Below are 25,616 nucleotides of genomic sequence, written 5' to 3'. Positions count from 1 at the left end.
TATTAGACTCGAAAGTATTGAACTAAAAGGATTTAAGTCCTTTGCTAACAAAACAATAATACCATTTGAAAAGCAAATTACAGCTATAGTAGGACCAAATGGTTCTGGAAAATCAAATATTTCTGATGCCATTAGATGGGTTTTAGGTGAACAATCTGTTAAATCCCTACGTGGATCAAAAATGAATGATGTTATTTTCCAAGCTAATGGTGGAAAAAATTCTATGAATCTTGCAGAAGTAAATTTAAACTTCTCAAACGAAGATCATTCCTTACCTGTAGAATACGATAAAGTTGTAATATCAAGGCGAATATATCGTGACGGAGAAAATGAATATAAAGTAAATGGTAAAAAAGTTAGGCTAAAAGATATAAGAGAATTATTTTTAGATACAGGCATAGGCAAAGAAGGATATTCTCTTATAGGTCAAGGTCGCATTGATGAAATAATTAGCTCATCAAATCTACAAAGAAGAGCGCTTTTTGAAGAAGCAAGTGGGATTTCTAAACACAAATATAGGAGAGATGAAGCTAGCAAAAAGCTTACAAAAGTTAGTGATGATTTAGAAATAATTGAGCGTGAATGGGAATATAAGTCCAAAGATTTGGAAAAATTGTCAGTAGAAGCAAAGAATTTTGAAAAGTGGCATGAATTAACAAGAAACTTAGACAAAAAAGCTTATGGATATTTAAAAGAAAAATCAAATAATCTTATAAAATCAAAAAATATTTTAGACAAAGAAGTTAAAAATATTTTTGAAAATATTGACGATAAAGATAATAGTCTAGAAAAAATAAAAAATGAACTAAATCCATACAATGATCATTTGCAAAGCTTAACTACACAGAAAGAAAATATTGAAAATAAACTTGCTAAATCAAATAAAACTATAGCTAATAATAAAAATAAAATTGAATTAAATAGTAAGGAACTTGATTATAATAAAAAGGATTTAGATAGAATTATAGAAAATCTTTTATCAAATAATAAAAAATATGAAGAACTTAGCCATAAATTGTCTAGCAATCAAGAAAATTTTGCAAGTAAAAATAGTGAAATAGAAGCAGCTAAGTCTTATATTGAAAGTCTTAAAAAAAATATTGCTGAAGTAAATGAAAAAAATAACAAGTTAATGCTAGATATAAAGACAATTAAAAAAGATCATGATATATTAGATAAGCAAATATATGATTTAGAGATAAATGCAAAAACTAATGAGCTTTTAAATGAAAAAAGAAGCCAACAACTAGCACAAAATAAAGAAAAAATTAAAAAGATAGATTTGGAAATAGATAAGTTAAATAATAATTTAAATAAACTGTCAGATAAAAAAATAAAAGACCTAGAAACTAGTGACAAAATTAGCAATCTAATTAATACAACAAAAAGTGATTTACAAAAAATTGATAAAGATATAGATAATCGTCAAAAACAACTAAATAATGTAAGTATTGAATTAAAAACAGCTATAAATGAATATAGATTTAATAAAAATTTGTTAGAATCCAATGAAGGATATTTTTATTCTATACAAAATTTTTTAAACAAAACAAAGGCAGATAATCTTGATTATCTATATGAAGATACCTTAGCAAATTTAATCAGTGTAAAAAATGGCTATGAAGAAATAATAGACAATTTGATGGGACAGGCTGTTCAAAATATTGTCACAAGAAGTAAGGATGATAGTAAACAATTAATCAAGTTTGTAAATAAAAATAATATTGGGCGCATCACTTTTTTACCAATTGATTCTATAAAATCATATCAAAAATCAAGTCCGAATGAGCCAGAAGTTATTGCTATGGCATATGAACTATTAGATTTTGACCCAAAATATTCTGGAATTATAAATCATTTTTTAGGATCAACAGTAGTAGTAAAAGATATTGAAGATGCAACTAATCTATCGAAAAAAATAAATGGTTATAGGATTATCAGCTTAGACTTAGATGTTATAAATAGCTGGGGTTCTATGGTTGCTGGTTCTAATAAAAATAAAAAAACAAATACTAATCTATTAAATCGAAATAAAAAATTAGATCAAACTAAGAAAAAAATCACTGAATTAAAAGATAAAAATATTGCTATTAAGGGTGAATTTGATAATTTACTTAATCATAAAAATAAATTACTTGCAGATGAAAAACAAGAGATAAGTGATTTTGAATTTTTTAAAAAATCCATTAATGAAATAAATAACGAGATATCCAATCTTTCTTATAAGCTTCATAGTCTCAAAGATCAAAAAGAAGAATTAAATAAGGATTTGGAATTTATTGATAAGGATATAGATTATATAGACTTAAATGAATTAAAGAATAAAAAAGTTAAATATGAATCTTTATTAAAAAATTATTATGCACAAGTAAATGATAATGAAAAACAAATCAAAGTTTTAGAGAAAGATTTAAATAAAAACGAAAATAGAGTTGAAATTTTAAATCGTGACATAAATATGATTGAAAATAACATATCAGCTTTAAAAGCGGAATTAGCTAATTTGTCTGAAAGCAAGAAGATAGAGAGTAAATTAAAGCTAGAAACTGAAAAATTAATAGCTGACACTGAAGAAAAAAATAATAAATTAGTAAGTCAAATAAAAAAACTATCAAATGATATAAAAGATCTTGAATCTAAGCTAGAAGATAGAAATGAAATACTTAATAAATCTAATCAAGAAAATTCAAAGTTAGTTAATCAAGCAAGTGAATTAGAAGAAGAACTTAATAAATTGAATATCAAAAAAGTAGAGCTAACCTATAAGTTAGAGTCAGTAAAAAAAGATTATGACAACTTATTAGACGAAATAAAACCATTTTTAAGTAAAGAAATAAATGAGCTTGAAAAAACTTATAAAGATGCTGATATTAAGAATATAAATAAATCAGAGCTAATAAACTTGCAAAAGAAAATAAATAATATAGGATATTTCACAGCTGATTCATTAGAAAATTATAAGCAAACCAAAGAAGAATTTGACTTTATAAATAATCAGCTAAAAGATTTAGAAGAGTCAAAAGCTAATATTGAAAAATTAATTAAGGCCTTAGAAGATGAAATGAAAGATGAGTTTAAGAAAAAATTTGATATTATAAATACTAGATTTTCTGAAATATTTAAAATCTTATTTATGGGCGGAGATGCTAGATTAAGACTAGATAGTAATGATGAGCTTTTAGCTGGCGTGGAAATAGAAGCACGCCCACCATCAAAATCTCTTAAATCTATTTCCTTACTTTCGGGTGGAGAAAAAGCATTGACGGCTGTTGCACTTTTATTTGCAATTTTTGAGACAAATCCAGCTCCATTTGCAATTTTAGATGAGATAGATGCAGCCTTAGATGAAACAAATATAAAAAGATATATAGATTATTTAAAATCACTATCTCTTAACTCGCAATTTATAATGATTACTCATAGGCAAATAACCATGCAATTAGCAGAAAAAATTCATGGTGTGACTATAGGAGATGATGGAATAAGCAAAGTATATTCTATAGACTTTGATGAAAATTGAATAAAATAAAGCAAAAAGTAAAATATGATTAAATAGGAGGAACCTAATGGCTATAAGAAATATAAGAATTGAAGGCGACCCTATTCTTAGAAAAGAATGCAGGGAAGTCCCAAAAGTTACTGAAAGAATAAAAGTATTATTAGATGATATGGGCGAGACAATGTATCAAGCCGATGGAGTAGGCCTAGCAGCTCCTCAAGTAGGAATATTAAAACGTGTTATAGTGGTAGATCCACATGACGAAGTCACTGGTCTTGTAAAACTAATCAATCCAGAAATTATAGAAGCTGATGGAGAACAAGTAGGAGTAGAAGGTTGTCTTTCTATACCTAATTTTAACGCAACTGTAAAAAGACCAGAACACGTTAAAGTAAAATATTTAGATGAAAATGGTAAAGAACAAATCTGGGATGCTCATGGTTTCCCAGCAGTAATTTTATCTCACGAAATAGACCACTTAAACGGGGTATTATTTAGAGATAAATATATAGAAGAGATTTCATATGAAGTCGAAAATGCTTAATATATGTTTTATGGGCAATCCAAAGTTTGCAGTGCAGACTTTGGATGTTCTTTATAAAGAAGAAAATATAAATGTTAAACTAGTAGTTTCATCTAAAGACAAAAAAAGATCAAGAAACAAAGTGACACCAACACCTATTAAACAATATGCACTTGATAATGATATACCTGTAGAAACACCAGATTCTGTAAATAAAGAAGAATTTGTAAATCAATTAAAAGAATTAGAAATTGATTTTATAGTGGTAGTTGCCTTTGGTCAATTAATAGGAAAGTTACTTTTAGAAGAATTTAACGACCGCATTATAAATCTACATCCATCAATACTCCCGAAATACAGAGGAGCAGCACCAATGCAATTTACCTTGCTAAATGGAGATATAAAAACAGCACCAACTACTATGCTAATTGAAAAAGGTATGGATAGTGGTGATATTTTAATGCAAAATATTGTAGATGTAGATTTTAAGGATGATTATTATACCTTAGAAGAAAAAATGTCAGACCTAGGGTCAAAAGCTATCAGAGATACCCTCTTAAATTTTGATGAACTTTATAAAAACCGCCTCAAACAAGATGATGATAAGGCTACTTATACATCCAAAATTTCAAAAGAAATGGGTAAGATAGACTGGGAAAAATCTAGCTTCGAAATTTATAATCAAATAAGAGCCCTAGTGGCCTTCCCAAAGGCATATTTTTCCTATGAAGGGGACAATGTAAAAGTTTTAGAAGCAGAAATTTTAGATAAATATAAGTCAAATCCTGGCTACATTTATGAAGCAGATAGCAAAAATAATATCATAATTGGTACTGGAGATGGGGCTGTTAGGATAAATAAATTACAATTTCCTGGCAAAAAAGTTATGGATACTAAGTCATTTTTGTTGGGCAATGATTTTAAAAAAGGAATAAAATTAGATGACTGATTTAGAATTAGCATTTAATATCTTATATAAAGTTGTATATAAAGAAGCTAAGTCTAACGATGAGATAAATAAAGTAGCAGATTCTGCAAATAATTTAGCTTTTGTTACAAAAAATGTATATGGTGTTTTAGAGAATAAGATATATCTTGACTATATGATAAGAAAACTATCAACAGTTAGACTTAAGAAAATACATCCATCTGTGTTGCTTATTTTAGAAATAGGTATTTATAATATTTACTTTTTAAATACTAAAGACTATGCCATAGTAAATGAACTAGTTGAATTAACAAAACTTAAAAATAGAAGATCAAAAGGCTTTGTGAATGCTATCCTAAGAAACTTTATTAGAGACGAAAAAGAAATTTCTAAGATAAAAGAAAGTGATGATATAAAATCACTTTCCATTAGATATTCTCTACCAGAAGAATTAACTCGTTATATTTACAAAAATTATGGAATGGATTATACTAAAGCTTTTTTAAGATATATAAATAGCGAGCAAGTTATCTCAATAAGAGTAAATAATTTGAAAACTGATAAGGATGGTTTACGAGATTTACTATTAGATAAAGGATTTGAAATAGAAGATGGACATTTATCTAAAAATGCTCTTAAAATTTTAAACCCAGCGGGTCTTGTAAATACAGATGAATTTAAAGATGGTTTATTTACAATCCAGCAAGAAGGATCTATGAAAACAGTTGAAATATTGGATCCAAAAAATGATTGTAAAATATTAGACTTATGTGCAGCTCCAGGAACAAAAACTTCATATATTGGTGAATATACAAATAATAAAGCTCACATAATTGCCAATGATATTTCAAAAGATAAATTACCTTTAATAAAAGAAAATATTGATAGGTTAGGGCTTAAAAATATAGAACTTTCTAATTTTGATGCAAGTATTTGTAAAAATAAATTTGTAGATACTTTTGATTATGTTTTAGTAGATGCACCTTGCTCGGGACTAGGGGTTATGGGAAGAAAACCAGAAATAAGATACAATAGAAGTATGGAAGATATAGAATCCTTAGCAGAATTACAAAAGCATATTTTAGATCAAGCTATTAAGTATTTGAAAAAAGATGGAGTTCTAGTTTATTCAACTTGTACTATTGGAAATATAGAAAATAAAGAAAGCTTTTCATATTTATCTGCTATGGATAATTTAGAAGTTATCCCAATCGATGGTAAAAATTACATAGAATATGTAAACTATATTGATAAAACAGATGGATTTTTTATAAGCAAATTTAAGAAGAAATAATATGAAACAAACTATAAATGATAAAACAATTAAAGAACTAGAAAGCATTTTCGTTGACCTAGGATTTCAAAAATTTAGAGTAAAGCAAGTATTTCGTCAAATTCATGTAAATAAAATAAATGATTTTAATGAAATGACGGATCTGCCAACCGATATGAGAGAACAGTTATGTAAAGATTTTGAAATCCAAAAGGTGAATTTACTTGAAACTTATGCTTCCAATATAGATTCTACTAAAAAATATCTTTTCGAATTAAATGATGGCAATATTATAGAGGCGGTTTTTATGAAATATGATAATCGCAAGACTATATGTATTTCATCACAAGTTGGTTGTAGGATGGGATGCACTTTTTGTGCATCAACGAAAAATGGTTTAGTAAGACATCTAAGTGCAGCAGAAATAATAGATGAGGTCTATGAGCTTGAAAGACTAAATGGTGATATAAATAATATTGTAATTATGGGGATAGGCGAGCCTTTAGATAATTTTAAAAATATAACGAAATTTATAGAAATTATTACAAATGATAAAGGTAGAAATCTTTCTCATCGTTCTATTACTCTTTCTACTTCTGGTCTAACTCCAAAAATATATGAACTTGCTGATACAGGTCTTGACGTAAACCTTGCGGTAAGTTTACACTATGCTACTGATGAACAAAGACGTCAATACATGCCCGTAGCAAGAAAGTATAATATAGTTGGTCTTATGAAAGCCACTGATTACTATTTGGATAAGACCAAAAGACGTATATCTTTTGAATATGTAGTTATAGATGGGTTAAATAATAGAGATATTGATGTAGAAAATTTATCAAAACTTATGCACGGAAAAAACATCCATATCAACTTAATACCATTAAATCCTATTGAAGAATTTAAACATGATAAGACTAGCAAAAAAGTTATAAATGATTTTAAAGATAAGCTTACAAAAAAAGGATTAAATGCTACAATTAGGTATTCTATGGGTCAAGACATAGAGGCCAGCTGTGGTCAGCTGAGAAATAATTACGCGAGGTAGATATGAAATTTAGTTCAATATCAAATATTGGGAAACTAAGAGATACCAATGAAGATTATTATAGCAATATTTCGATTAAAAATTATGATTTTTTTATAGTTGCTGATGGAATGGGTGGCCATTGCGATGGTGAACTAGCAAGTAGCCTAGCGAGTAAAACTTTTACAGAATTTATTAAAGATTCTGAAATAAGTGACTATCAATCAATATTAGACTTACAAGAAGCAGCTTTATCTCATGCAAATAGTGAAGTATACAAGCTAGCAAGTGAAAAACAGGAAAAGATGGGCACTACCGCTGTCTGTCTTTGCGTTGATTATACTAACAATAAATATCATATTAGCCATATAGGAGATTCTCGACTTTATTTATATAGAAAGGGCGATATAAGCCAGATAACAAAGGATCACTCCCTTGTCAATGAGCTAATAGATAGCGGTGCTTTAAAAGAGGACGAAGCAGATAGTTTCATCAACAAAAGTGCTATAACTAGAGCAATAGGTATAGGACCTAGTATAAATATTGATAGTAAGACTATTGATATGGAAAATGATGATATAATCCTGATTGTAACAGATGGTTTAACAAACGAGTTATCTTTAGAAGATATAAGAAGTATTATTAGTGAAAATACAGATGTATATGATATATCAAGTAAACTAATTGAAGCGGCCAACTTATCTGGCGGTAGAGATAATATAACAGTTACAACTGTAAAAATTTAAGAGGATGTTATGGAAAAAATAATTTTGGACGATAGGTACGAGATTATAGAGCAAATCGGTGTAGGAGGTATGGCAAAAGTTTACAAAGCCAAAGATAAGCTCTTAGATCGATATGTTGCTATTAAAATACTCAAAGACCAATATGCTGAAGATGATGAATTTCTTAAAAAATTTAATATTGAAGCTCAATCTGCAGCTAAACTTTCCCATATAAATATAGTAAATGTTTTTGATATTGGTGAAGACATGTACAATGGCGAGCGTATCCATTATATAGTTATGGAATATGTAAACGGTCAGACCTTAAAAGACCTTATTGTACAAGAGGGCAAATTATCAAATCACGATATTATAGATTACTCAACTCAAATTGCCCAAGCTTTAAAAACAGCTCACCAAGCAGGGATTATCCATAGAGATATAAAACCACAAAATATTTTAATAGATAATTATGGACTTTTGAAAGTAACAGACTTTGGTATTGCAAGGGTATCTTCAAATGCAACTATAACATATACTAGTTCTATTTTAGGGACAGTTCATTATATTTCGCCAGAACAAGCAAAGGGAAAAATAGTAGACGAAAAGTCAGACTTATATTCTCTAGGTGCAGTTATGTATGAAATGGCTACAGGATGTGTACCATTTGATGCAGATAACTCAGTAGGTATTGCTGTAATGCATATCCAAGATGATCCTAAGCCACCAAAAGATTTGAATCCTGAGCTTTCAGACCATTTAAACTATATAATTATGAAGCTTTTAGATAAAGAACCTGCTAATAGATTTTTAAATGCTCGTGAGCTAATAGATGCTTTAGATGATGAGAATTATATAAAAGAAGAAGAGAATTTAACAGATACTGCTAGAATACCAATCGTTGTTCCCCAAGAACGTTCTTATCAAAAGGTTTACAATGAACAAGTCCAAGCTGAAAAAGAAGAAGAGGAAAAAGAAGCAGTATATGTTTCCAATAATGAAACAGAAGAAAAGACTAAGGATAAAAAAACTAGTAAGAAAATATGGCCATTATTATTAATAGCTATATTACTTTTAGGAGCTGTATATTTTTTGAGATCTAGATCCACAAGTAAAACTTCAGTAAATGTACCAATGGTACTAAATCTAGACCAATCTCAAGCAGTAAATGAACTAGAAAGAAGAGGACTAAAAGCTAATATATCTAGAACAGAAGAAAGCGATGAGTATGAAATCGGAAAAGTAATGTCCCAAGATCCAGAGCAAAATACTAAAGTAGAGCGTGGTTCTGTTGTAAATTTAGTTATAAGTGGGGGACGAGAGGTAGAAGTCCCAGATTTAAGAAATATGACCCTATCACAAGCAGAAGAAAGCTTAAAAGAGATTGGACTTAGGCTAGGTAGGACAAATTCCCAATCTAGTGATAGTGTAGATCGTGACCTAATAATTAGCCAAGATCCTAGAGCTAATACAAAATTGCAATCCGGGACAGAAATAGACGTAACAGTAAGTACAGGTCCTGACCAAAGAGTAAAAACAATTGAAGTTCCGAACTTAATAGGAAAAACAGAAGAGCAAGCAAAATCAATAATAAATCAATACGGTTTAAGCCTAAGAGATATAAATTATGAAAAGTCTTCAAATACTCAACAAGGGCTAGTAATGAGCCAGTCAATTGCCAAAGGGACTCAAGTAGCTAGTAACTCAAAAATAGACTTAACAGTAAGTCTAGGTGCAGAAGAAAGTCAACAAGAAACTACTCAGACAACAGATGATAATGACTTAAGAAACGTAGAACTTAGAGTAAAATTACCAGAAGAAAAAGATAACTTTAATGTAATGGTATTTGATGTTGTAAATGGACAAAGAAGTCAGGCTATAATAAACCAACAAATGTCTAGTGCTGACTTAAATGAAGAAGGAACACTTATATTAAATGTAAAAGCAAAAGTAGGAACACAGCTAGAGGTTATAATAGATGATGAAACATTAGGAGTATATGACGTAAGCAATGCAGGGTAAAATAATCAAAGCTCAAAAAGAATTGTATTATGTAGATATAGGCAACAAAATTTATATGTCAAAAGCTCGTGGCAACTTTAGGAAAAAAGGCATCAAACCTCTTGTAGGTGATGATGTAATTATCGATATACAAGATGAAGATAAAGCTTATATAACAGAAATCTTGGAAAGAAAAAATCTTATAAAAAGACCAAATATTTCAAATGTAGATCAGATGTTAGTTTTTGTAACCATTAATGATCCACCTCTAAATTTGTATAATTTAGATAAATATCTAGCCATGTGTGAATATGAAAACATGGATGTAGTTATTATCTTATCAAAAAAAGATTTGTCACCTAGTGAAAAGGTTCAAAATATAAAAGATATTTATGAAAATATAGGATACACAATTGTAAGTTTAGATAATTACAATGATTTCCCTCAAGAAAAGATAAAAGAAATATTAAAAAATAAAACTTCAGCAGTTTCAGGTGCTTCAGGAGTAGGTAAATCAACTTTTTTGAATAATCTAGTTGAAAAAGAACTTGAAATAGGAGAAATTTCTGAAAAATTAAAAAGAGGTAAAAATACAACTCGCCATACAGAAATATTTGCTATAGAGGAAAATACTTTCATTTTTGATACTCCAGGTTTTGATAACTTTGATTTTGACTTTTTAGAAGATGAAAATAATTTAAAATACACCTTTAGAGAGATGTCTAATTCTAAATGCAAGTTTAACAATTGTAATCACATAAATGAACCCAATTGCCAAGTAAAAGGAAAAGTAGAAATTGGTCAAATAGCAAAATCTAGATATAATAATTATCTAATGATGTTTAATGAACTAAAAAATAGGAGAGAAAATAAATGGTAGAACTAGCCCCATCAATACTAAGTTGCGATTTTTCAAATTTACAAGCAGATTTGGATCAAACAAAAGATACAGATTTAAAAATGATACACATAGATGTTATGGATGGTTCTTTTGTACCAAATATATCTTTTGGTTTTAAGGTGATCAGCGATATTCGTGACAAAAATGATTATTTATTTGATACACATGCTATGATATATGAGCCAATAAAATATATAGAAGAGTTTAAAAAAGCAGGTGTAGATAGACTTACTATTCACTATGAAGCATGTGAAAATCTTGACCAAACAATAGAAAAAATAAAAGAAAATGATATGCAAGTTGGTCTTACCTTTAAACCTGCAACTGATTTAGATTTGATAATCCCTTACCTTGATAAAATTGATTTGGTTTTAGTAATGAGTGTAGAACCAGGATTTGGTGGTCAGACATTTATGGAAAGTTCTATCGAGAAAATTAAAATTTTAAGAGATTATATTGACAACAATAATTTAGATGTCTTAATTCAAGTTGATGGTGGAATAAAAACAACTAATGTTAAAAAAGTTATAGAAGCTGGTACAGATATAGTAGTATCAGGTTCTGATGTATTTGGAAAAGATATTAAAAATCAAATAGATAAGTATTATGAAATATTTAACAAAAAGTCACTTTAATAGTGGCTTTTTGTTATATAAGGGTATGTATATACGTAAGAATTATTAATATATTTAAAGGAGATAAAAATGCCCAAAAAAGATAAAAATCAAAAATATGATCATAAAAAAGCTCCCTTAACTCCTCCAGATATAGATAAAGTAGAGCAAGTTAAAGATAATGAAAAACAAAAAGATTTAGAAGCTAATAAGGTTGATAACAAAGGTAAAGCTTTTACAACAAATAAAGGTCTAAAAATGGCTGAAGATGAATTTTCATTAAAATCTGGCAGACGTGGACCAACATTAATTGAAGACTTTCATTTAAGAGAAAAAATAATGCACTTTGACCATGAGAGGATTCCAGAAAGAATAGTTCATGCTCGTGGTGTAGGAGCTCATGGTGTATTTAAATGTACAAAAGATATGAGTGAATATACAAAAGCTTCATTATTTACAGAAGAAGGAAAAGAAACTTCTTTATTTACAAGAATTTCTACAGTAGCAGGTTTTAGAGGATCTACAGATACTCCTCGTGATGTACGTGGATTTGCTCTAAAATTTTATACTGATGAAGGAAACTACGATATAGTTGGTAACAATATCCCAGTTTTCTTTATTCAAGATGCTATAAAATTCCCTGACTTTGTTCATTCTGTAAAACCAGAACCAGATACAGAAGTTCCACAAGCCCAATCAGCTCATGATACATTTTGGGATTTTGTTTCAAGAAACCAAGAATCCGCACATACAGTAATGTGGGCGATGAGTGATAGAGCTATACCACTTAGCCTACGTATGATGGATGGATTTGCTGTTCATACATTTAGATTTGTAAATGCTGAAGGAAAAGGAACATTTGTTCGTTTCCAATGGAACCCTCAACTAGGAGTGCACTCTAGGGTTTGGGATGAAACACTAAAAGTTTCAGGTAATGATCCAGATAGCCAAAGGAAAGATTTATACGATGCAATTGACGAAGGAAACTATCCAGTATGGGACTTTTGTGTTCAACTTTTGCCAGAAGAAAAAGAATTTGACTATCCATTTGATATATTAGATCCTACAAAAGTATGGCCTGAAGAGTATATACCAAAAGTAAAAATTGGTGAAATCACATTAAATAGAAATGTAGACAATTACTTTGCAGAAACAGAACAAGTTGCCTTTAATCCGGGAAATGTTGTACCAGGAATTGATTTTTCAAATGACCCATTACTACAAGGTAGATTATTCTCATATACAGATACACAATTATTAAGACTTGGTGGTCCAAATTTTGCACAAATTCCAATAAATAGACCAATTTCTGAAGTTCATAATAACCAAAGAGATGGCTGGCATCAAGATATAATAAATAAAGGACCAGTTTCTTATCACAAATCAGCAATTGATGATCAATCTCCATACTATGAAAGTCCAGAAAATGGTGGATATGAACATTACCAAGAGAAAATTGATGGAACGGTAATAAAAGATCGCGATGATAGCTTTAGAGATCATTTTTCACAAGCTACAGCATTTTATAAATCACTTAACGAAGTAGAACAAAAACATATTAAAAGTGCGTTTTCATTTGAACTTTCCAAAGTTAAAAGACCAGAAATTAGACAAAATGTAGTAGATATGTTTGCAAACGTTGATGAAGATATGGCAAAAGAAATTGCTAAAAATGTTGGGGCGGATACTCCAGACGCTGAGAGAGGCTTTGATCCAGTAGGTATTAAGGCAAGTAAAGAAGCATTAAAAGTAAAAATGCCAGAATTTTCACAAGAAAATACTATTTTTAAACCAGATACTTTAAAAGTAGGAATTTATTCTGATAGTGACGATGATTTTGACTTTAAGTCTTTAGTAAAATCAATTAAGAATAGTAAAGCAAAAGCAGAAATAATACAAGCGGATTTACAAGATACTAAGGATGGTGTAATGGTAACTCATAGATACGAGACAATCCATCCAGTATTAGAAGATGCTTTAATCATAGTAGTACCAGAAAAACCAAGTCATGAATTTAGCAAAAATGTTGGTGAATTTGCAAAGGAAACATTTAAGCACTACAAACCTCTTTGGATTATAGGAGATGCAAGTGATATTCTTTCAGAGGATCAACAAAAAGCTGAGGGAGTAATGGTGACTAATGATAGCAAAGATATAGATAAATTTATAGAAAACTTAACTAAACAAAGATTCTGGGATAGAGATGGATCTAACTAGATAAAAAAAGACCACTAGGATTAAGTCCTAGTGGTTTTATTTTGAATTCAAAATAAAAAAAGCATTCGATTATGCTTTTTGTACTCTTCCAGATTTTAAACATTTAGTACATACGTTGATTGATTTTGGAGATCCATCTACTATAGCTCTTACTTTATGCACATTTGGTTTAAAATTTCTGTTGTTGATTTTGTGTGAGAAAGTAACAGTTTTACCTGCTTTTGTGCCTTTACCACAAATTTCGCATGTTTTTGCCATATAAACACCTCCTAGCTTTTACAATTAATCTTTATTATTTTACCAAATCTTTATCGAAATTACAAATTTTTTTTAATAAACAAAGATTTTAAATTACGGTATAATAATTTAGATAGAAAACTTTGATTTAATCTATTAAATCTAGGAGGACATATGGATTACAAATCTATTTATGAGTCAAAGAGATTTGGTGAAATACTTTTTGATGAACCCTTAAAAGATTACACAACTTGGGGGATAGGAGGCCCAGCCGACGTACTAGTTAAACCAAGTAATGAAGATGAATTAAAAAATTTATTAATATTTAATAATGAAAATGACATAAAAACAACTGTTATAGGTTTAGGTTCAAATTTACTCATTACAGATAAAGGTATTCGTGGATGTGTGTTAGTTTTATCTGAAAACTATGATGATATAAAATTAGATGGAACAGCTATGACCGTTCTTGCTGGAACATCTTTAAATAAAGCAGCTACTACATCTATTAGTAATCATCTAACAGGCATGGAAGAAATTTCTGGTATACCTGGAACAATAGGTGGTGCGGTTGCAATGAATGCTGGTGCTTATGGCAAGGAAATAAAAGATGTTTGTAAAAGTGTAAAAGCCTTTGACTTTAAAGGTAATGAATACAATTTTACAAATGAGCAAATGAATTTTTCATACAGACATTCTAAAATATTTGAGCAAGATTTGATAGTATCTTCAGCAACATTCGAACTTTTACCAGATGCTTTAGATCAAGCAGTTTTAAAATATGAAGATTATACAAATAGACGAGAAACAAAGCAACCACTTGACAAAAAGTCTGCAGGTTCTACTTTTAAGAGACCTGAAGGATCCTATGCATCAAAATTAATTGATGAATGTGGTCTTAGAGGTTATAGAGTAGGCGATTGCCAAGTTAGTGAAAAACACTGTGGTTTTATAATAAATGCTGGCAATGCGTCTTGTAAGGAAATGTTAGCATTTATAGAAGAAGTAGCAGGAATAGTACACGAAAAAACAGGATTTACTTTAGAACGCGAGGTTAAATTAATCGGAGAATTATAATGAAGCTTAAAATAATTACTGGTTTAAGTGGATCAGGGAAAACCACAGCTTTAAGGGCATATGAGGATATGGGATACTATGCAATGGATAATTCTCCAGCTTACTTAGTAGAAAAGTTTATTGAACTAAATGAAACTCAAGAAAACCCCATAGATAAAATGGCAGTAGTAATAGATTTTAGATCTCACAATATAGATAGCAATATGTATAAGTCTTTCAAATCTTTGAAAGAAAAAAATAGTGATACCGAAATAATTTATATTTATTGTAGTGATTCTATGATTTTAAAAAGATATAACGAATTGCGTAGACCACATCCCTTAGGTGAGTTTGGTAATATTTCTGATGGTATTAAAAAAGAAAAAAATTTGTTAAAAGCTATTACAAAAATTTCAGATAGATTTATAGATACTAGTAATTATACAGCTAAAGAACTAAAGAAGGTTATAGAAGATTCATTAGAAAAAAAAGATTCGATGATAGTAAATTTACTTTCTTTTGGTTACAAAAATGGCATTAGTGAAGATTTTGATTATGTATTTGATATGAGATTTCTTCCAAATCCATATTACATAAAGGATCTAAAGGCCTTAAATGGCACTGATAAGAAATTAAAGAAATATCTAGACCAATTTAATATTTTAGATCAATTTGAAAATGATGTATATAAAATAATTTCTTACTTAATCCCAGAATTTAAGAACCAAGGTAAAAATACAATAACAATTGCCTTTGGATGTACTGGGGGTAAGCATAGATCTGTTTATATGACAGAACGTATGTACAAACGATTAAAAAATGAAGATTACATAGTTATAAAAAAACATAGAGATAAGGAAAAGTGGTGAAATGCAGTATTGTAAAAGATTAGCTTTAGATAATGTAAAAAATGCAAGAGATTTAGGAGGAGTGCCTACTTTAGATGGGAATATAACTAAATGGAATAATTTTTTGAGAACTGCAAATCTTGATGATATTAGTGATAGTGAAATAAAAACTTTAAAAGACTATGGTATAGAAACTATTATTGATTTAAGACGTGAGAGAGAGATCCCTTTTGGTAGTGAAGAACACAAGAGAATTATAGATAATTTTAATTTTAACCATATATCTTTGGCACCAGATAATGAGTTTCGCAAAGAAGAGATAGAACAAATAATTAATAAAGAAATATCTATTGGCACAACATATAGAAATCTTATAGATAATTTTTCAAAGATAAGACAGATTATGGAAGTTTTTGCAAAGACAGAAAAAGCAATACTATTTCACTGTCAAGAGGGTAAAGATCGTACGGGAATTATTTCTATGATACTGCTGGGTCTTGCCAATGTAGCTAGAGCAGATATAATTGCAGATTATGAAATTTCATCTGCCTATCTTGGATATATAGAAAGATATGATGAGCATGAGCCCCTTTCTGTATTTAGAATTACAAATCCATATTATATGAAAGAAGCTTATGACTATATAGAAAGAAAATACAAGACTTTTGAAGATTATCTATTATATGCAAAAGTAGATCAAGATATAATTGATAAGGTAAAAAATAAATTAATTAACTAGGTGAGACTATGTCTTTTTCAAAAAGATGTAAAAAAGAAGTATTAAAAAAAGAACCAATAAATTCTCTTGCAGAATTACTCTGTGTTCTGGAATTTATAGGTTCCATAAGAATTTCAAGTAAGGGATATAGTATAGTCTTTAAAACTTATTCTAATTCTGAAGCTAGGTATATTTATAATATAATAAAAGATTCGTATGAGTACTCATCAGTTTTTGAGATAAAAGATTTACCGAGTGGAGATAGACTTTTCACGGTAATAATTGATAATGATGGTATTTGTGAAGATATTATGAAAAAAAATAAGGATTTTTTTATAAATACTTCTAATGATTTAGAAGAAGTTTCCTTTGACGACATAAAATCTTTTTTAAAAACATCTTTTGTATTTAAAGGTTCAGTCAATGATCCACAAAGAGGATATAATTTAGAAATCTCTACAAGTGATAAAAATCTTGCTGATTTATTAAAAGCATCTATGGAGATATTTGAGCTAAATCCAAAGATAAATACAAAAAGAGATTGTCTTGTAGTTTACTTAAAAGATAGCGACAAGATCTCAGACTTCTTGGCTTTAATTGAGGCAAATAAATCCTTATTTGAACTAGAAAATGTAAGGGCTATGAGGTCTATAAGAAATGATATAAATAGACAAACAAATTTTGATAAAGCAAACATTGATAGAACAGTAAATGCATCTTTAAAACAAGTAGATGCCATAAATCTGTTGATAAAAGAAGATGAATTTGAAAAATTATCAGAAGATATGATTGAAATAGGAGAGCTGAGACTTGCTAATCCTTATGCATCTATAGAAGAACTAGGAGCAATGCTAGAGCCACCGATGAGCAAATCAAAGGTAAATTACAGGTTACAAAAATTTATAAAAATGGCTGAAGATTTGTGATAAGCAAATCTTTTTAATTGGAGAAAACAATGGAAAATAAATTTACTCATTTACATGTACATACAGAATATTCTTTACTCGATGGTTTTTCAAGAATAGACAAGCTTATTGAAAAAGCTAAATCATTTGGTATGGATTCACTTGCTATCACTGACCATGGTCAAATGTATGGAGTAATAGAATTTTATAAAAAAGCCACAGCAGCAGGCATAAAACCTATAATTGGTTGTGAAGTATATGTTAGTGAAAAAGACCATCTCATAAAAGATCCTACAAATAAACGATATTATCATTTGATATTATTAGCTAAAAATAATAACGGCTACCAAAATTTACTAAAAATAGTATCTGAAGCTTATGTAAATGGATATTATTACAAACCTAGAGTGGATTTTGAATTTATAAAAAGATATTCAGAAGATATTATTGCTTTAAGCGCCTGCCTAAGTGGTGAAGTCAATCAAAGAATATTAGAAAATGATATTGATGGAGCATATGAAACAGCAAAAAAATACGCCGAAACTTTTGGTAAAGAAAATTATTACCTTGAATTACAAAATCATGGCTTGCCAGAACAAAAAAGAACAAATGAAGTTTTATCTCAATTGCACAATGACCTTGATATAGAATTAGTTGCTACAAATGATGTTCACTATATAAATAAAGACGATAGCTATTACCAAGATGTTTTGCTATGCATACAAACAGGTGCTCTTTTAAAAGACAATGACAGAATGAAGATGCCATGCGATGAGTTTTATTTAAAATCACCTGATGAAATGACTGCAATCTTTAAAGATTACGAAAGAGCAATTGAAAATACTAATAAAATTGCTGATATGTGTAATGTAGAAATACAATTTCATAACCCCCATCTGCCATATTTTTCAAAATTACCAGAAAATATGACAAATTTAGAATATCTTACCCAATTGGTAGATGAAGGATTGGCAAAAAAATATGATAAAGTAAGCGAAGAAATAAGAGCCCGAGCTACTAAAGAAGTAAATGTAATAAGTAATATGGGATATGTAGATTACTTTTTAATAGTTTGGGATTTTGTAAGATTTGCAAAAGATAATGATATAGCAGTGGGACCAGGACGTGGATCAGCCGCAGGATCTTTGGTTTCTTATGCACTAGATATAACTCAAATAGACCCTTTAAAATACGATCTGATTTTTGAAAGATTTTTAAATCCAGAAAGAGTATCTATGCCTGATATAGACATAGATTTTGATTATGTTAGACGTGATGAAGTTGTAGAATATGTAAATGAACTATACGGTAGAGACCATGTTTCTCAGATAGTTACTTTTGGTAGAATGCAGGCTAGAAATGCAATAAGAGATGTGGGTCGTGTTTTGGATATTTCATATGGCAAGGTTGATAAAATTGCAAAACTTGTGCCTGCAGTGATAAATATGACTCTAGATCGTGCATTAGAAGAATCAGATAAATTTAGGGAAGCTTATCATAGTGATGCTGAAAGTAAAAGATTAATTGATACTGCAAGGAAAGTAGAAGCTCTTCCAAGACACACATCAATCCATGCTGCTGGTGTAGTAATTAGCAAAGAAATATTAACAGATATTGTTCCTTTAGCGTTATCAAATGACCAAGTTGTAACTCAATTTAATATGACAGAAATAGAAGAACTTGGTCTATTAAAAATGGATTTCTTAGGTCTGCGTAACCTTACAGTAATTAAAGATACCATAAAAGATGTAAAAACAAATCGCGGTATAGATGTAGATATTGAAACAATTGATGAAAATGATCCTAATATAATTGTTCAGTTTAATAATGCAAAAACTATAGGTATTTTCCAGTTTGAGTCTCCAGGTATGAGAAACTTCCTTAAAAACTTAAAACCAACAGTTTTTGATGATTTAGTTGCGGCAAACTCTCTATTTAGACCAGGTCCTATGGATGAGATACCAACCTACATTCACAACAAAAATCATCCAGAAGATGTAAAATTTTTAGATGAAAAGCTAAAGCCAATTTTGGGTGTTACTTATGGAATAATAGTCTACCAAGAACAAGTAATGCAAATTGTCCAACAACTGGGAGGTTTTTCTTTAGGAGAAGCTGACAATCTAAGACGTGCTATGAGTAAGAAAAAAATGGATGTCATGCAAGCTAATCGAGAAGTTTTTGTTAATGGAAAAATAGATGAAAATGGTGAAGTGATAATTCCAGGATGTATAAGGAATGGAGTAAGTGAAAAGTCCGCAAATAAAATTTATGACGAAATGATCTCCTTTGCCAAATATGCCTTTAATAAATCCCATTCGGCAGCTTATTCTCTAGTTGCAGTGCAAACTGGATATTTAAAGCATTATTTTCCAGAAGAATATATGGCAAATCTAATTTCTTCTGTAATGGACAGTGCATCAAAGCTTTACTTATATGTAAGTGAAGCAAAAAGTATGGGCATAGAAGTAATTGCACCAGATGTAAATTTATCCTATCAAAAGTTTTTTGCCAAAGATGGTAAAATTATATTTGGATTATCAGGAATAAAAAACTTAGGAATAAACTTTATCAATGCAATTGTTGCGGTACGTGAGAATGATGGTAAATTTATAAACTTTAAAGATTTTTTAGAAAGAGTAGAAGCTTATGATAGTAGAGCTTTAAACAAAAAAGGATTGGAATCATTGATAAAAGCCGGTGCTTTTGATTCAATGGGTTATGCCAGATCAAAATTAATGGCAGTTTATGAAAAAGCAATGACTAATGTTCATGAAGGGCAAAAAGTAAATGTAAAAGGTCAGATGAATTTACTAGATATGGCTAATGAAGAAAAGAATAATCAAACTAGAGATATTAGTTTTCCTGATGTAAACGAATATCCAAAAAAAGTGAAATTATCTTTAGAAAAAGATGTTTTAGGCTTTTATATTTCTGATCATCCACTAAGTGAAGCAAATGAGAAACTAAAAAATACTATTACTTTTAGAACAAATTATAAAGACGAACTAACAAATTTAGAAATTACAAAACTTGATAATAAGTTTGTAACTATGGCTGGAATTATTACTAGTAAGTCTGAAATAATGACTAAAAAACGAAGTCTAATGGCTTTTGCAAATATAGAAGACTTATACGGAACAATAGAAATGGTAATTTTTCCAGAAATTTATAAGAAATATAGAAATCTAATTGAGGATGATAATGTTGTATTGGTTAAGGGTAAATTACAAGTGGATGAGGACGACTTAAAACTCTTAACACAAGAATTTATTGATATAGAAAAATTAGATTTACGAACTTTATACTTAAAAACTAATTATAAAGAGTATAATAATTTAAGAAGCGTGCTAAAGGATTACAGAGGTAAAACTCCAGTTGTGGTTTATTTTGAAGATCGTAACAAGTCCTTTAAGCTTGATGAAAGGTTGTGGGTAGATACCAGCGATCAAAATATAAAAAAGTTAGAAAATTTTTTAGGAAAAGAAAATGTTAAGTTGAAATAAGGAGTTTATATGAATACAATAGGTATCTTAACTAGTGGTGGCGATGCCCCTGGTATGAACTCAGCTATTAGAGCAGCGGTAAGAACTGCGTTAAACAATGGTATGAGGATAAAGGGGATTAGAAATGGATATGATGGGCTGATGAAAGGTGACATTTACGAAATGAATGTCTCCTCAGTAGCAGATATAATCCATAAAGGTGGTACCATACTTGGCACGGCAAGAAGTACAGAATTTACAAAAAAAGAAGGCCAACAAAGAGCAGCTCAAATATTATCTGATTATGGTATAGAAGGACTAATTGTAATAGGTGGTGATGGGTCACTCAAAGGAGCAAAAGCTCTATCTGATTTAGGAATAAAAACAGTTGGCATTCCTGGTACTATCGATAATGATATGGGATATACAGATTTTACCATTGGTTTTTTCACTGCTATGGAAACTGTAAGTGATGCCATAGGAAAACTACGTGATACTTCAAGCTCTCATGGTAGAGCTGTAGTAGTTGAAGTAATGGGTAGAAATTGCGGAGATTTGGCTCTTTACTCAGGACTTGCTGGTGGAGCTGAATCTATAATAGTGCCTGAACATGAGTTTTCAATTGATGATATAGTAGAAAAAATGGAGCACGGTAAAAAAAGAGGTAAATTACACCACCTAATTACTCTTGCTGAAGGAGTTGGTGATCCATATTCTATAGCAAGAGAACTTGAAGAAAAAACAGGCATAGAAACAAAAGTAACAGTACTAGGTCATGTTCAAAGGGGTGGTTCACCATCTGTTGCTGATAGACTTTTAGGATCAACTATGGGTGCTCGTGCCGTAGAATTACTTGGAGAAGAAAAAACTAATTTAGCTATAGGATATGTAGATGGTAAACTTGTTGAGGTGAATATTGAGGATGCTGTTAATAAAGAATCCCAATTTGATGAACAATTATACGAATTAGCAAACACTTTATCAAAGTAGTAAGAAAAGGAGTTATTTATGAATCAAATACCAGATATACTTAAAAAAACAAAAATAGTTTGTACTATAGGACCTTCATCTGAATCACCTGAAATTATTGAAGATCTTATTAAAAATGGGATGAATGTTGCTAGACTTAATTTCTCACATGGTACACATGAAGAACACCTAGCAAAAATGAAAACTATTAGAAAAGTTAGAAGAAAATTAAACAGACCTATAGCAATTATGCTTGATACAAAAGGTCCAGAAATTAGAACTGGAAACTTTAATATAGATGAAGTTTTCTTAAAACCAGGTGATGTTTTTACCCTTACAACTCGTGATGTAGAAGGTACAGAGGAAATAGTTTCTGTTTCTTACGAAGGACTTCCAAATGACGTAGAAGTAGGATCAGTCATATATATAGATGATGGATTAGTACAACTAGAAGTAACAGAGATCAGAGATGGCACAGATGTTGTTTGTAAAGCTCTTAACAACGGAGTACTTTCAAATCACAAAGGAGTAAACTTACCAGGTTCAAAAACAAATCTTCCTGCAATTACACCAAAAGATATTGATGATATAAAATTTGGTATAGAAAATGATATAGACCTAATAGCTGCATCTTTTGTTCGTAAAAAAGAAGACGTTTATGAGATCAGACGTATTCTAGAAGATAATGGTGGAGAACATATCAAAATCATTTCTAAAATCGAATCTCAAGAAGGTGTAGATAATATCGAAGAAATTATCGAGGCATCTGATGGTATTATGGTAGCTCGTGGAGACTTAGGTGTAGAAATTAGAACAGAACTTATTCCAATTGTTCAAAAAGAAATCATTAGAAAAGCAAATAAAGCTGCAAAACCAGTTATTACTGCTACACAAATGCTTGATTCAATGATTAGAAATCCAAGACCTACTAGGGCTGAAACAACAGACGTTGCAAATGCGATTATAGATGGTACTGACTGTGTAATGCTTTCAGGGGAAACAGCTGGAGGAAAATATCCAGTAGAAGCAGTTAGTACAATGAGAAATATTTGTATAACAACAGAATTATCTGATGACTTTAAAGAAAATATTTACCAAACAAATATTTCTTCATCATTTACTACAACAAATGCTATTGCAAAAAATACCTGTGACCTTGCAGAAACACTAGATGCAAAAGCAATTATTTCTTGTACAGCAAGTGGTAACACATCAAGAGTAATATCTAAATTTAAACCAAAAACAAATTCAATTGCAGCAACAACTACAGAAAGAGTTGCACGTCAATTATCTGTAGTTTGGGGAGTATATCCAATAGTAATACAAGATGCAATAGAAACAGATGAACTTATAGATCGTGCTATTTTTGGAGCGATCAATGAAGGTTTTGTATCAGAGGGTGACATTACAGTTGTAACAGCTGGTATACCATTAGGTATTTCAGGAAATACAAACTTAATCAAAGTTCATACAATTGGAGATATAATTACAAGCGGAACAGGTATTGGAACAAAATCAGTTTCAGGAAAAGTGTGCATAGCATCAACACAAAAAGAACTTGAAGAAAAATTTGAAGACGGCGACATAATAGTAGCCAGATTTACAGATGCAGATATTACAGAATATATCCAAAAGGCAAGTGCTATTGTTACAGAAGAAGGTGGACTAACAAGCCATACAGCTATAGCAGCAGTTCACTTTAACTTACCAGCAGTAGTGGGTGCCTTTAATATTAGAAACCTTGTAAAAGATGGAGATACTATTACTGTAGATCCAATAGGTGGAGTAATCTATAAAGGAGAAGCAAAAGTTATCTAATGATTTTAAAAAACATTAAGATAATTGATGTCCTACAAGATGGCAGAGGAGTAGCTCGTACAGAAGGAAAAATTGTCTTTGTCGAGAATGCAGTTTATGGAGAAACTCTAGATGCCGAAATCATAGCAGAAAAGAAAAACTTCTTAGAGGCTAAAAAACTAAATACTAAAATAAAAAGTGATTATCAGAGAAAGCCTCCATGTCCATATTTTTATGAATGTGGAGGTTGTTCTATAATGGACATTAATTATAAAACTCAATTAGAATTAAAAAAGAATCTAATAATAAATGCAATAAGAAAGTCAACAAAAATAGAACTATCAGATTTAGAAATTTTAGAAAGTCCAGAACTAAGATATAGAAATAAAGTACGCTTACAAGTAGATGAAGATGGTGGACTAAATTATCTAGAAGCATATTCTAAAAAAAAGGTAAAAATAGATGATTGCTTGATAGCAAATGAGCTTTTATCTAAAAATCTAAAAGAAATCCAAGATATAACAAGGTCTATAAATAATGAATTTGATGGACCTATAGATGAAGTTACTATTAGATCAAGCGAATATGATATTTTGTTAAATATTCATGGAAATTTTAATGCTGATTCAATTAACTTTATTAAAGAAAAATATAACGAACATAAATATTCCATAAATCTCTTAAACGCTAGACAACTAATTGTTATTAGTGGAAATGGCTACCTAGATTATAAGATAAATAATAAATCATTTAAAATAAGTGCCAACGACTTTTACCAAGTAAATGATTATCAAATAGAAAACTTATATACACTAGCAAGAGAATTTTTAGGAAATGAGCAAAAACTCCTAGACCTGTACTGTGGATCAGCCACAAGCTCCATGTCAATCAACGATAATCATATAGTAGGTATAGAAATAAATAAAAATGCTATCAAAGATGCCAAAGAAAATGCCAAAAGAAATAATCTCAAAGATTATAAATTCATAGCAAAAAATGCAAAATTCATCGATAGCAAATTCATAAAAGAAAATAAAATCGACGCAGTAACAGTAGACCCACCAAGAGCAGGACTAGATAAAGAGGTAGTAAAAACAATAGCAAATGCAGATATAGAAAAAATAGTATACATATCATGCAATCCACAAACTCTGGCACGTGATATAAAAAGGTTTATGGATAGGGGATATGAGCTTAAAAAAATAAAAGCAGTAGATATGTTTCCTCAGACTATGCATGTGGAGACTATAGCGTTGATACAAAAGATGTAAATTTAGAAATTCTGCATTTTAAGCAGTTTTATAAACATTTTGTCTTCGATAAAGATGAAGAAGGATACGTCAAAATACTCGAAAAACTACATGGATGTAAGAGTGGTTTTGAGACTGGTATGAGGAAACACAAAAAATAAGATTAACTCATTTTGTACTTTCTATAAGAGCGGCTTAAAAGGCTGCTCTTTTTGCAATTAGAATACCCAAGGTTGGATCAGGACTTTATGTTTATATTTAATGATAAAAAAAGACCTATATTTAAAAATAAACTTGCGTATTATCGGAAAAAAATAATAAGAGATTTATATGAATTAAATCATATAAAGAGATTATCACATTCAATTGAGATAAAATAGTGATACAGAAAAAAGACTTGATAAATAAGAACCATCAGAGTTTTATTAAAATAATTTAATAAAAAAGTCTAATAAAATTATTTAAGCATTATAGGTTTAAATTATATAATTTTCTTGATTATGTAACTATATAGAAATTAAGAAACAAGAGATTTAAGAGAAAATTAGGAACGATAGTATTTTAAAATTTGATTGCTTATGTAAGAATACGTTACTTATTGTATGTTGACTGATTGTATTCAACAGTGATAAAATTTTAGAAA

19 protein-coding genes are annotated in these 25,616 nt (G+C 29.7%); 18 read left to right on the top strand and 1 reads right to left on the bottom strand.

All coding sequences use genetic code 11. The annotated features are described in order from the left end of the window. Position 1: 1 nt before the first annotated feature. From smc to DY249_RS04685, 10 genes are all read left to right on the top strand, one after another. Positions 2-3,520 (top strand): chromosome segregation protein SMC, encoded by a 3,519-nt coding sequence (smc, locus tag DY249_RS04730; RefSeq protein ID WP_115595355.1) that lies wholly within the window; start codon positions 2-4, stop codon positions 3,518-3,520. 46 nt (positions 3,521-3,566) lie between these two features. Continuing rightward, complete coding sequence (gene def / locus DY249_RS04725; RefSeq protein WP_101540636.1) at positions 3,567-4,043, top strand: peptide deformylase; 477 nt, start codon at positions 3,567-3,569, stop codon at positions 4,041-4,043. Further along, positions 4,024-4,971 carry a methionyl-tRNA formyltransferase gene (fmt, locus tag DY249_RS04720; protein WP_245943526.1) on the top strand — a complete coding sequence of 316 codons (948 nt, stop codon included), beginning with the start codon at positions 4,024-4,026 and terminating at the stop codon, positions 4,969-4,971. Before def ends, fmt begins: the two co-directional genes overlap by 20 nt. Continuing rightward, positions 4,964-6,244, top strand: a complete 1,281-nt coding sequence (gene rsmB / locus DY249_RS04715; RefSeq protein WP_115595354.1) for a 16S rRNA (cytosine(967)-C(5))-methyltransferase RsmB — start codon at positions 4,964-4,966, stop codon at positions 6,242-6,244. Before fmt ends, rsmB begins: the two co-directional genes overlap by 8 nt. Position 6,245: 1 nt before the next feature. After that, positions 6,246-7,271: a dual-specificity RNA methyltransferase RlmN gene (rlmN, locus tag DY249_RS04710; RefSeq protein ID WP_101540638.1), complete on the top strand. Its 1,026-nt coding sequence runs from the start codon at positions 6,246-6,248 to the stop codon at positions 7,269-7,271. Between the two features lie 2 nt (positions 7,272-7,273). Further along, entirely contained in the window at positions 7,274-7,996 is a 723-nt protein-coding gene (locus DY249_RS04705) for a Stp1/IreP family PP2C-type Ser/Thr phosphatase (protein ID WP_101540639.1), read from the top strand. A gap of 9 nt (positions 7,997-8,005) precedes the next feature. Continuing rightward, a complete protein-coding gene (gene pknB, locus DY249_RS04700; RefSeq protein WP_115595353.1) occupies positions 8,006-9,997 on the top strand; it encodes a Stk1 family PASTA domain-containing Ser/Thr kinase in 1,992 nt (663 codons plus the stop codon). Next, complete coding sequence (gene rsgA, locus DY249_RS04695; protein ID WP_101540641.1) at positions 9,987-10,856, top strand: ribosome small subunit-dependent GTPase A; 870 nt, start codon at positions 9,987-9,989, stop codon at positions 10,854-10,856. The genes pknB and rsgA overlap by 11 nt, the downstream gene beginning before the upstream one ends. After that, positions 10,850-11,512 carry a ribulose-phosphate 3-epimerase gene (rpe, locus tag DY249_RS04690; protein WP_101540642.1) on the top strand — a complete coding sequence of 221 codons (663 nt, stop codon included), beginning with the start codon at positions 10,850-10,852 and terminating at the stop codon, positions 11,510-11,512. Before rsgA ends, rpe begins: the two co-directional genes overlap by 7 nt. 69 nt (positions 11,513-11,581) lie before the next feature. Next, positions 11,582-13,708 (top strand): catalase, encoded by a 2,127-nt coding sequence (locus DY249_RS04685; RefSeq protein WP_115595352.1) that lies wholly within the window; start codon positions 11,582-11,584, stop codon positions 13,706-13,708. A 69-nt stretch (positions 13,709-13,777) separates the two neighbouring features. Here the strand turns inward: DY249_RS04685 and rpmB are convergent, their stop codons facing one another. After that, positions 13,778-13,966, bottom strand: coding sequence for a 50S ribosomal protein L28 (gene rpmB / locus DY249_RS04680; protein WP_101540644.1), 189 nt, complete (start codon positions 13,964-13,966; stop codon positions 13,778-13,780). A gap of 153 nt (positions 13,967-14,119) precedes the next feature. Between rpmB and murB the strand changes: the two genes are divergently transcribed. From murB to rlmD, 8 genes are read left to right on the top strand one after another with little or no spacing between them, the layout of a single operon-like run. Next, positions 14,120-15,022, top strand: coding sequence for a UDP-N-acetylmuramate dehydrogenase (murB, locus tag DY249_RS04675; protein ID WP_101540645.1), 903 nt, complete (start codon positions 14,120-14,122; stop codon positions 15,020-15,022). Beyond that, positions 15,022-15,870, top strand: a complete 849-nt coding sequence (gene rapZ, locus DY249_RS04670; RefSeq protein ID WP_115595351.1) for an RNase adapter RapZ — start codon at positions 15,022-15,024, stop codon at positions 15,868-15,870. Before murB ends, rapZ begins: the two co-directional genes overlap by 1 nt. Position 15,871: 1 nt before the next feature. Next, positions 15,872-16,588 (top strand): tyrosine-protein phosphatase, encoded by a 717-nt coding sequence (locus tag DY249_RS04665; RefSeq protein WP_115595350.1) that lies wholly within the window; start codon positions 15,872-15,874, stop codon positions 16,586-16,588. A gap of 8 nt (positions 16,589-16,596) precedes the next feature. Continuing rightward, the gene (gene whiA, locus DY249_RS04660; RefSeq protein ID WP_115595349.1) at positions 16,597-17,493 is read left to right on the top strand and encodes a DNA-binding protein WhiA; all 897 of its coding nucleotides are present in this window, start codon (positions 16,597-16,599) and stop codon (positions 17,491-17,493) included. 29 nt (positions 17,494-17,522) lie between these two features. Continuing rightward, the gene (locus DY249_RS04655; RefSeq protein WP_115595348.1) at positions 17,523-20,978 is read left to right on the top strand and encodes a DNA polymerase III subunit alpha; all 3,456 of its coding nucleotides are present in this window, start codon (positions 17,523-17,525) and stop codon (positions 20,976-20,978) included. 9 nt (positions 20,979-20,987) lie between these two features. After that, positions 20,988-21,947, top strand: coding sequence for a 6-phosphofructokinase (gene pfkA / locus DY249_RS04650; RefSeq protein ID WP_101540650.1), 960 nt, complete (start codon positions 20,988-20,990; stop codon positions 21,945-21,947). Positions 21,948-21,965: 18 nt separating this feature from the next. After that, positions 21,966-23,744, top strand: coding sequence for a pyruvate kinase (pyk, locus tag DY249_RS04645; RefSeq protein ID WP_115595347.1), 1,779 nt, complete (start codon positions 21,966-21,968; stop codon positions 23,742-23,744). Further along, positions 23,744-24,994: a 23S rRNA (uracil(1939)-C(5))-methyltransferase RlmD gene (gene rlmD / locus DY249_RS04640; protein WP_115595346.1), complete on the top strand. Its 1,251-nt coding sequence runs from the start codon at positions 23,744-23,746 to the stop codon at positions 24,992-24,994. Before pyk ends, rlmD begins: the two co-directional genes overlap by 1 nt. Positions 24,995-25,616 lie beyond the last annotated feature (622 nt).

It is taken from the genome of Anaerococcus octavius, assembly GCF_900445265.1.
GTDB classification, from domain to species: domain Bacteria; phylum Bacillota; class Clostridia; order Tissierellales; family Peptoniphilaceae; genus Anaerococcus; species Anaerococcus octavius.
The sequence above is the reverse complement of the archived record's forward strand: the minus strand, read 5'-3'. Positions and strand labels throughout refer to the sequence as shown.

Coding starts and splice junctions, on each gene's coding strand:
- def (WP_101540636.1), top strand. CDS start 3,567: ATGGCTATAAGAAATATAAGAATTGAAGGCGACCCTATTCTTAGAAAA.
- pyk (WP_115595347.1), top strand. CDS start 21,966: ATGAATCAAATACCAGATATACTTAAAAAAACAAAAATAGTTTGTACT.
- whiA (WP_115595349.1), top strand. CDS start 16,597: ATGTCTTTTTCAAAAAGATGTAAAAAAGAAGTATTAAAAAAAGAACCA.
- rapZ (WP_115595351.1), top strand. CDS start 15,022: ATGAAGCTTAAAATAATTACTGGTTTAAGTGGATCAGGGAAAACCACA.
- murB (WP_101540645.1), top strand. CDS start 14,120: ATGGATTACAAATCTATTTATGAGTCAAAGAGATTTGGTGAAATACTT.
- rsmB (WP_115595354.1), top strand. CDS start 4,964: ATGACTGATTTAGAATTAGCATTTAATATCTTATATAAAGTTGTATAT.
- rlmD (WP_115595346.1), top strand. CDS start 23,744: ATGATTTTAAAAAACATTAAGATAATTGATGTCCTACAAGATGGCAGA.
- pknB (WP_115595353.1), top strand. CDS start 8,006: ATGGAAAAAATAATTTTGGACGATAGGTACGAGATTATAGAGCAAATC.
- rpe (WP_101540642.1), top strand. CDS start 10,850: ATGGTAGAACTAGCCCCATCAATACTAAGTTGCGATTTTTCAAATTTA.
- DY249_RS04685 (WP_115595352.1), top strand. CDS start 11,582: ATGCCCAAAAAAGATAAAAATCAAAAATATGATCATAAAAAAGCTCCC.
- pfkA (WP_101540650.1), top strand. CDS start 20,988: ATGAATACAATAGGTATCTTAACTAGTGGTGGCGATGCCCCTGGTATG.
- rsgA (WP_101540641.1), top strand. CDS start 9,987: ATGCAGGGTAAAATAATCAAAGCTCAAAAAGAATTGTATTATGTAGAT.
- DY249_RS04705 (WP_101540639.1), top strand. CDS start 7,274: ATGAAATTTAGTTCAATATCAAATATTGGGAAACTAAGAGATACCAAT.
- DY249_RS04665 (WP_115595350.1), top strand. CDS start 15,872: ATGCAGTATTGTAAAAGATTAGCTTTAGATAATGTAAAAAATGCAAGA.
- fmt (WP_245943526.1), top strand. CDS start 4,024: ATGAAGTCGAAAATGCTTAATATATGTTTTATGGGCAATCCAAAGTTT.
- rpmB (WP_101540644.1), bottom strand. CDS start 13,966: ATGGCAAAAACATGCGAAATTTGTGGTAAAGGCACAAAAGCAGGTAAA.
- rlmN (WP_101540638.1), top strand. CDS start 6,246: ATGAAACAAACTATAAATGATAAAACAATTAAAGAACTAGAAAGCATT.
- DY249_RS04655 (WP_115595348.1), top strand. CDS start 17,523: ATGGAAAATAAATTTACTCATTTACATGTACATACAGAATATTCTTTA.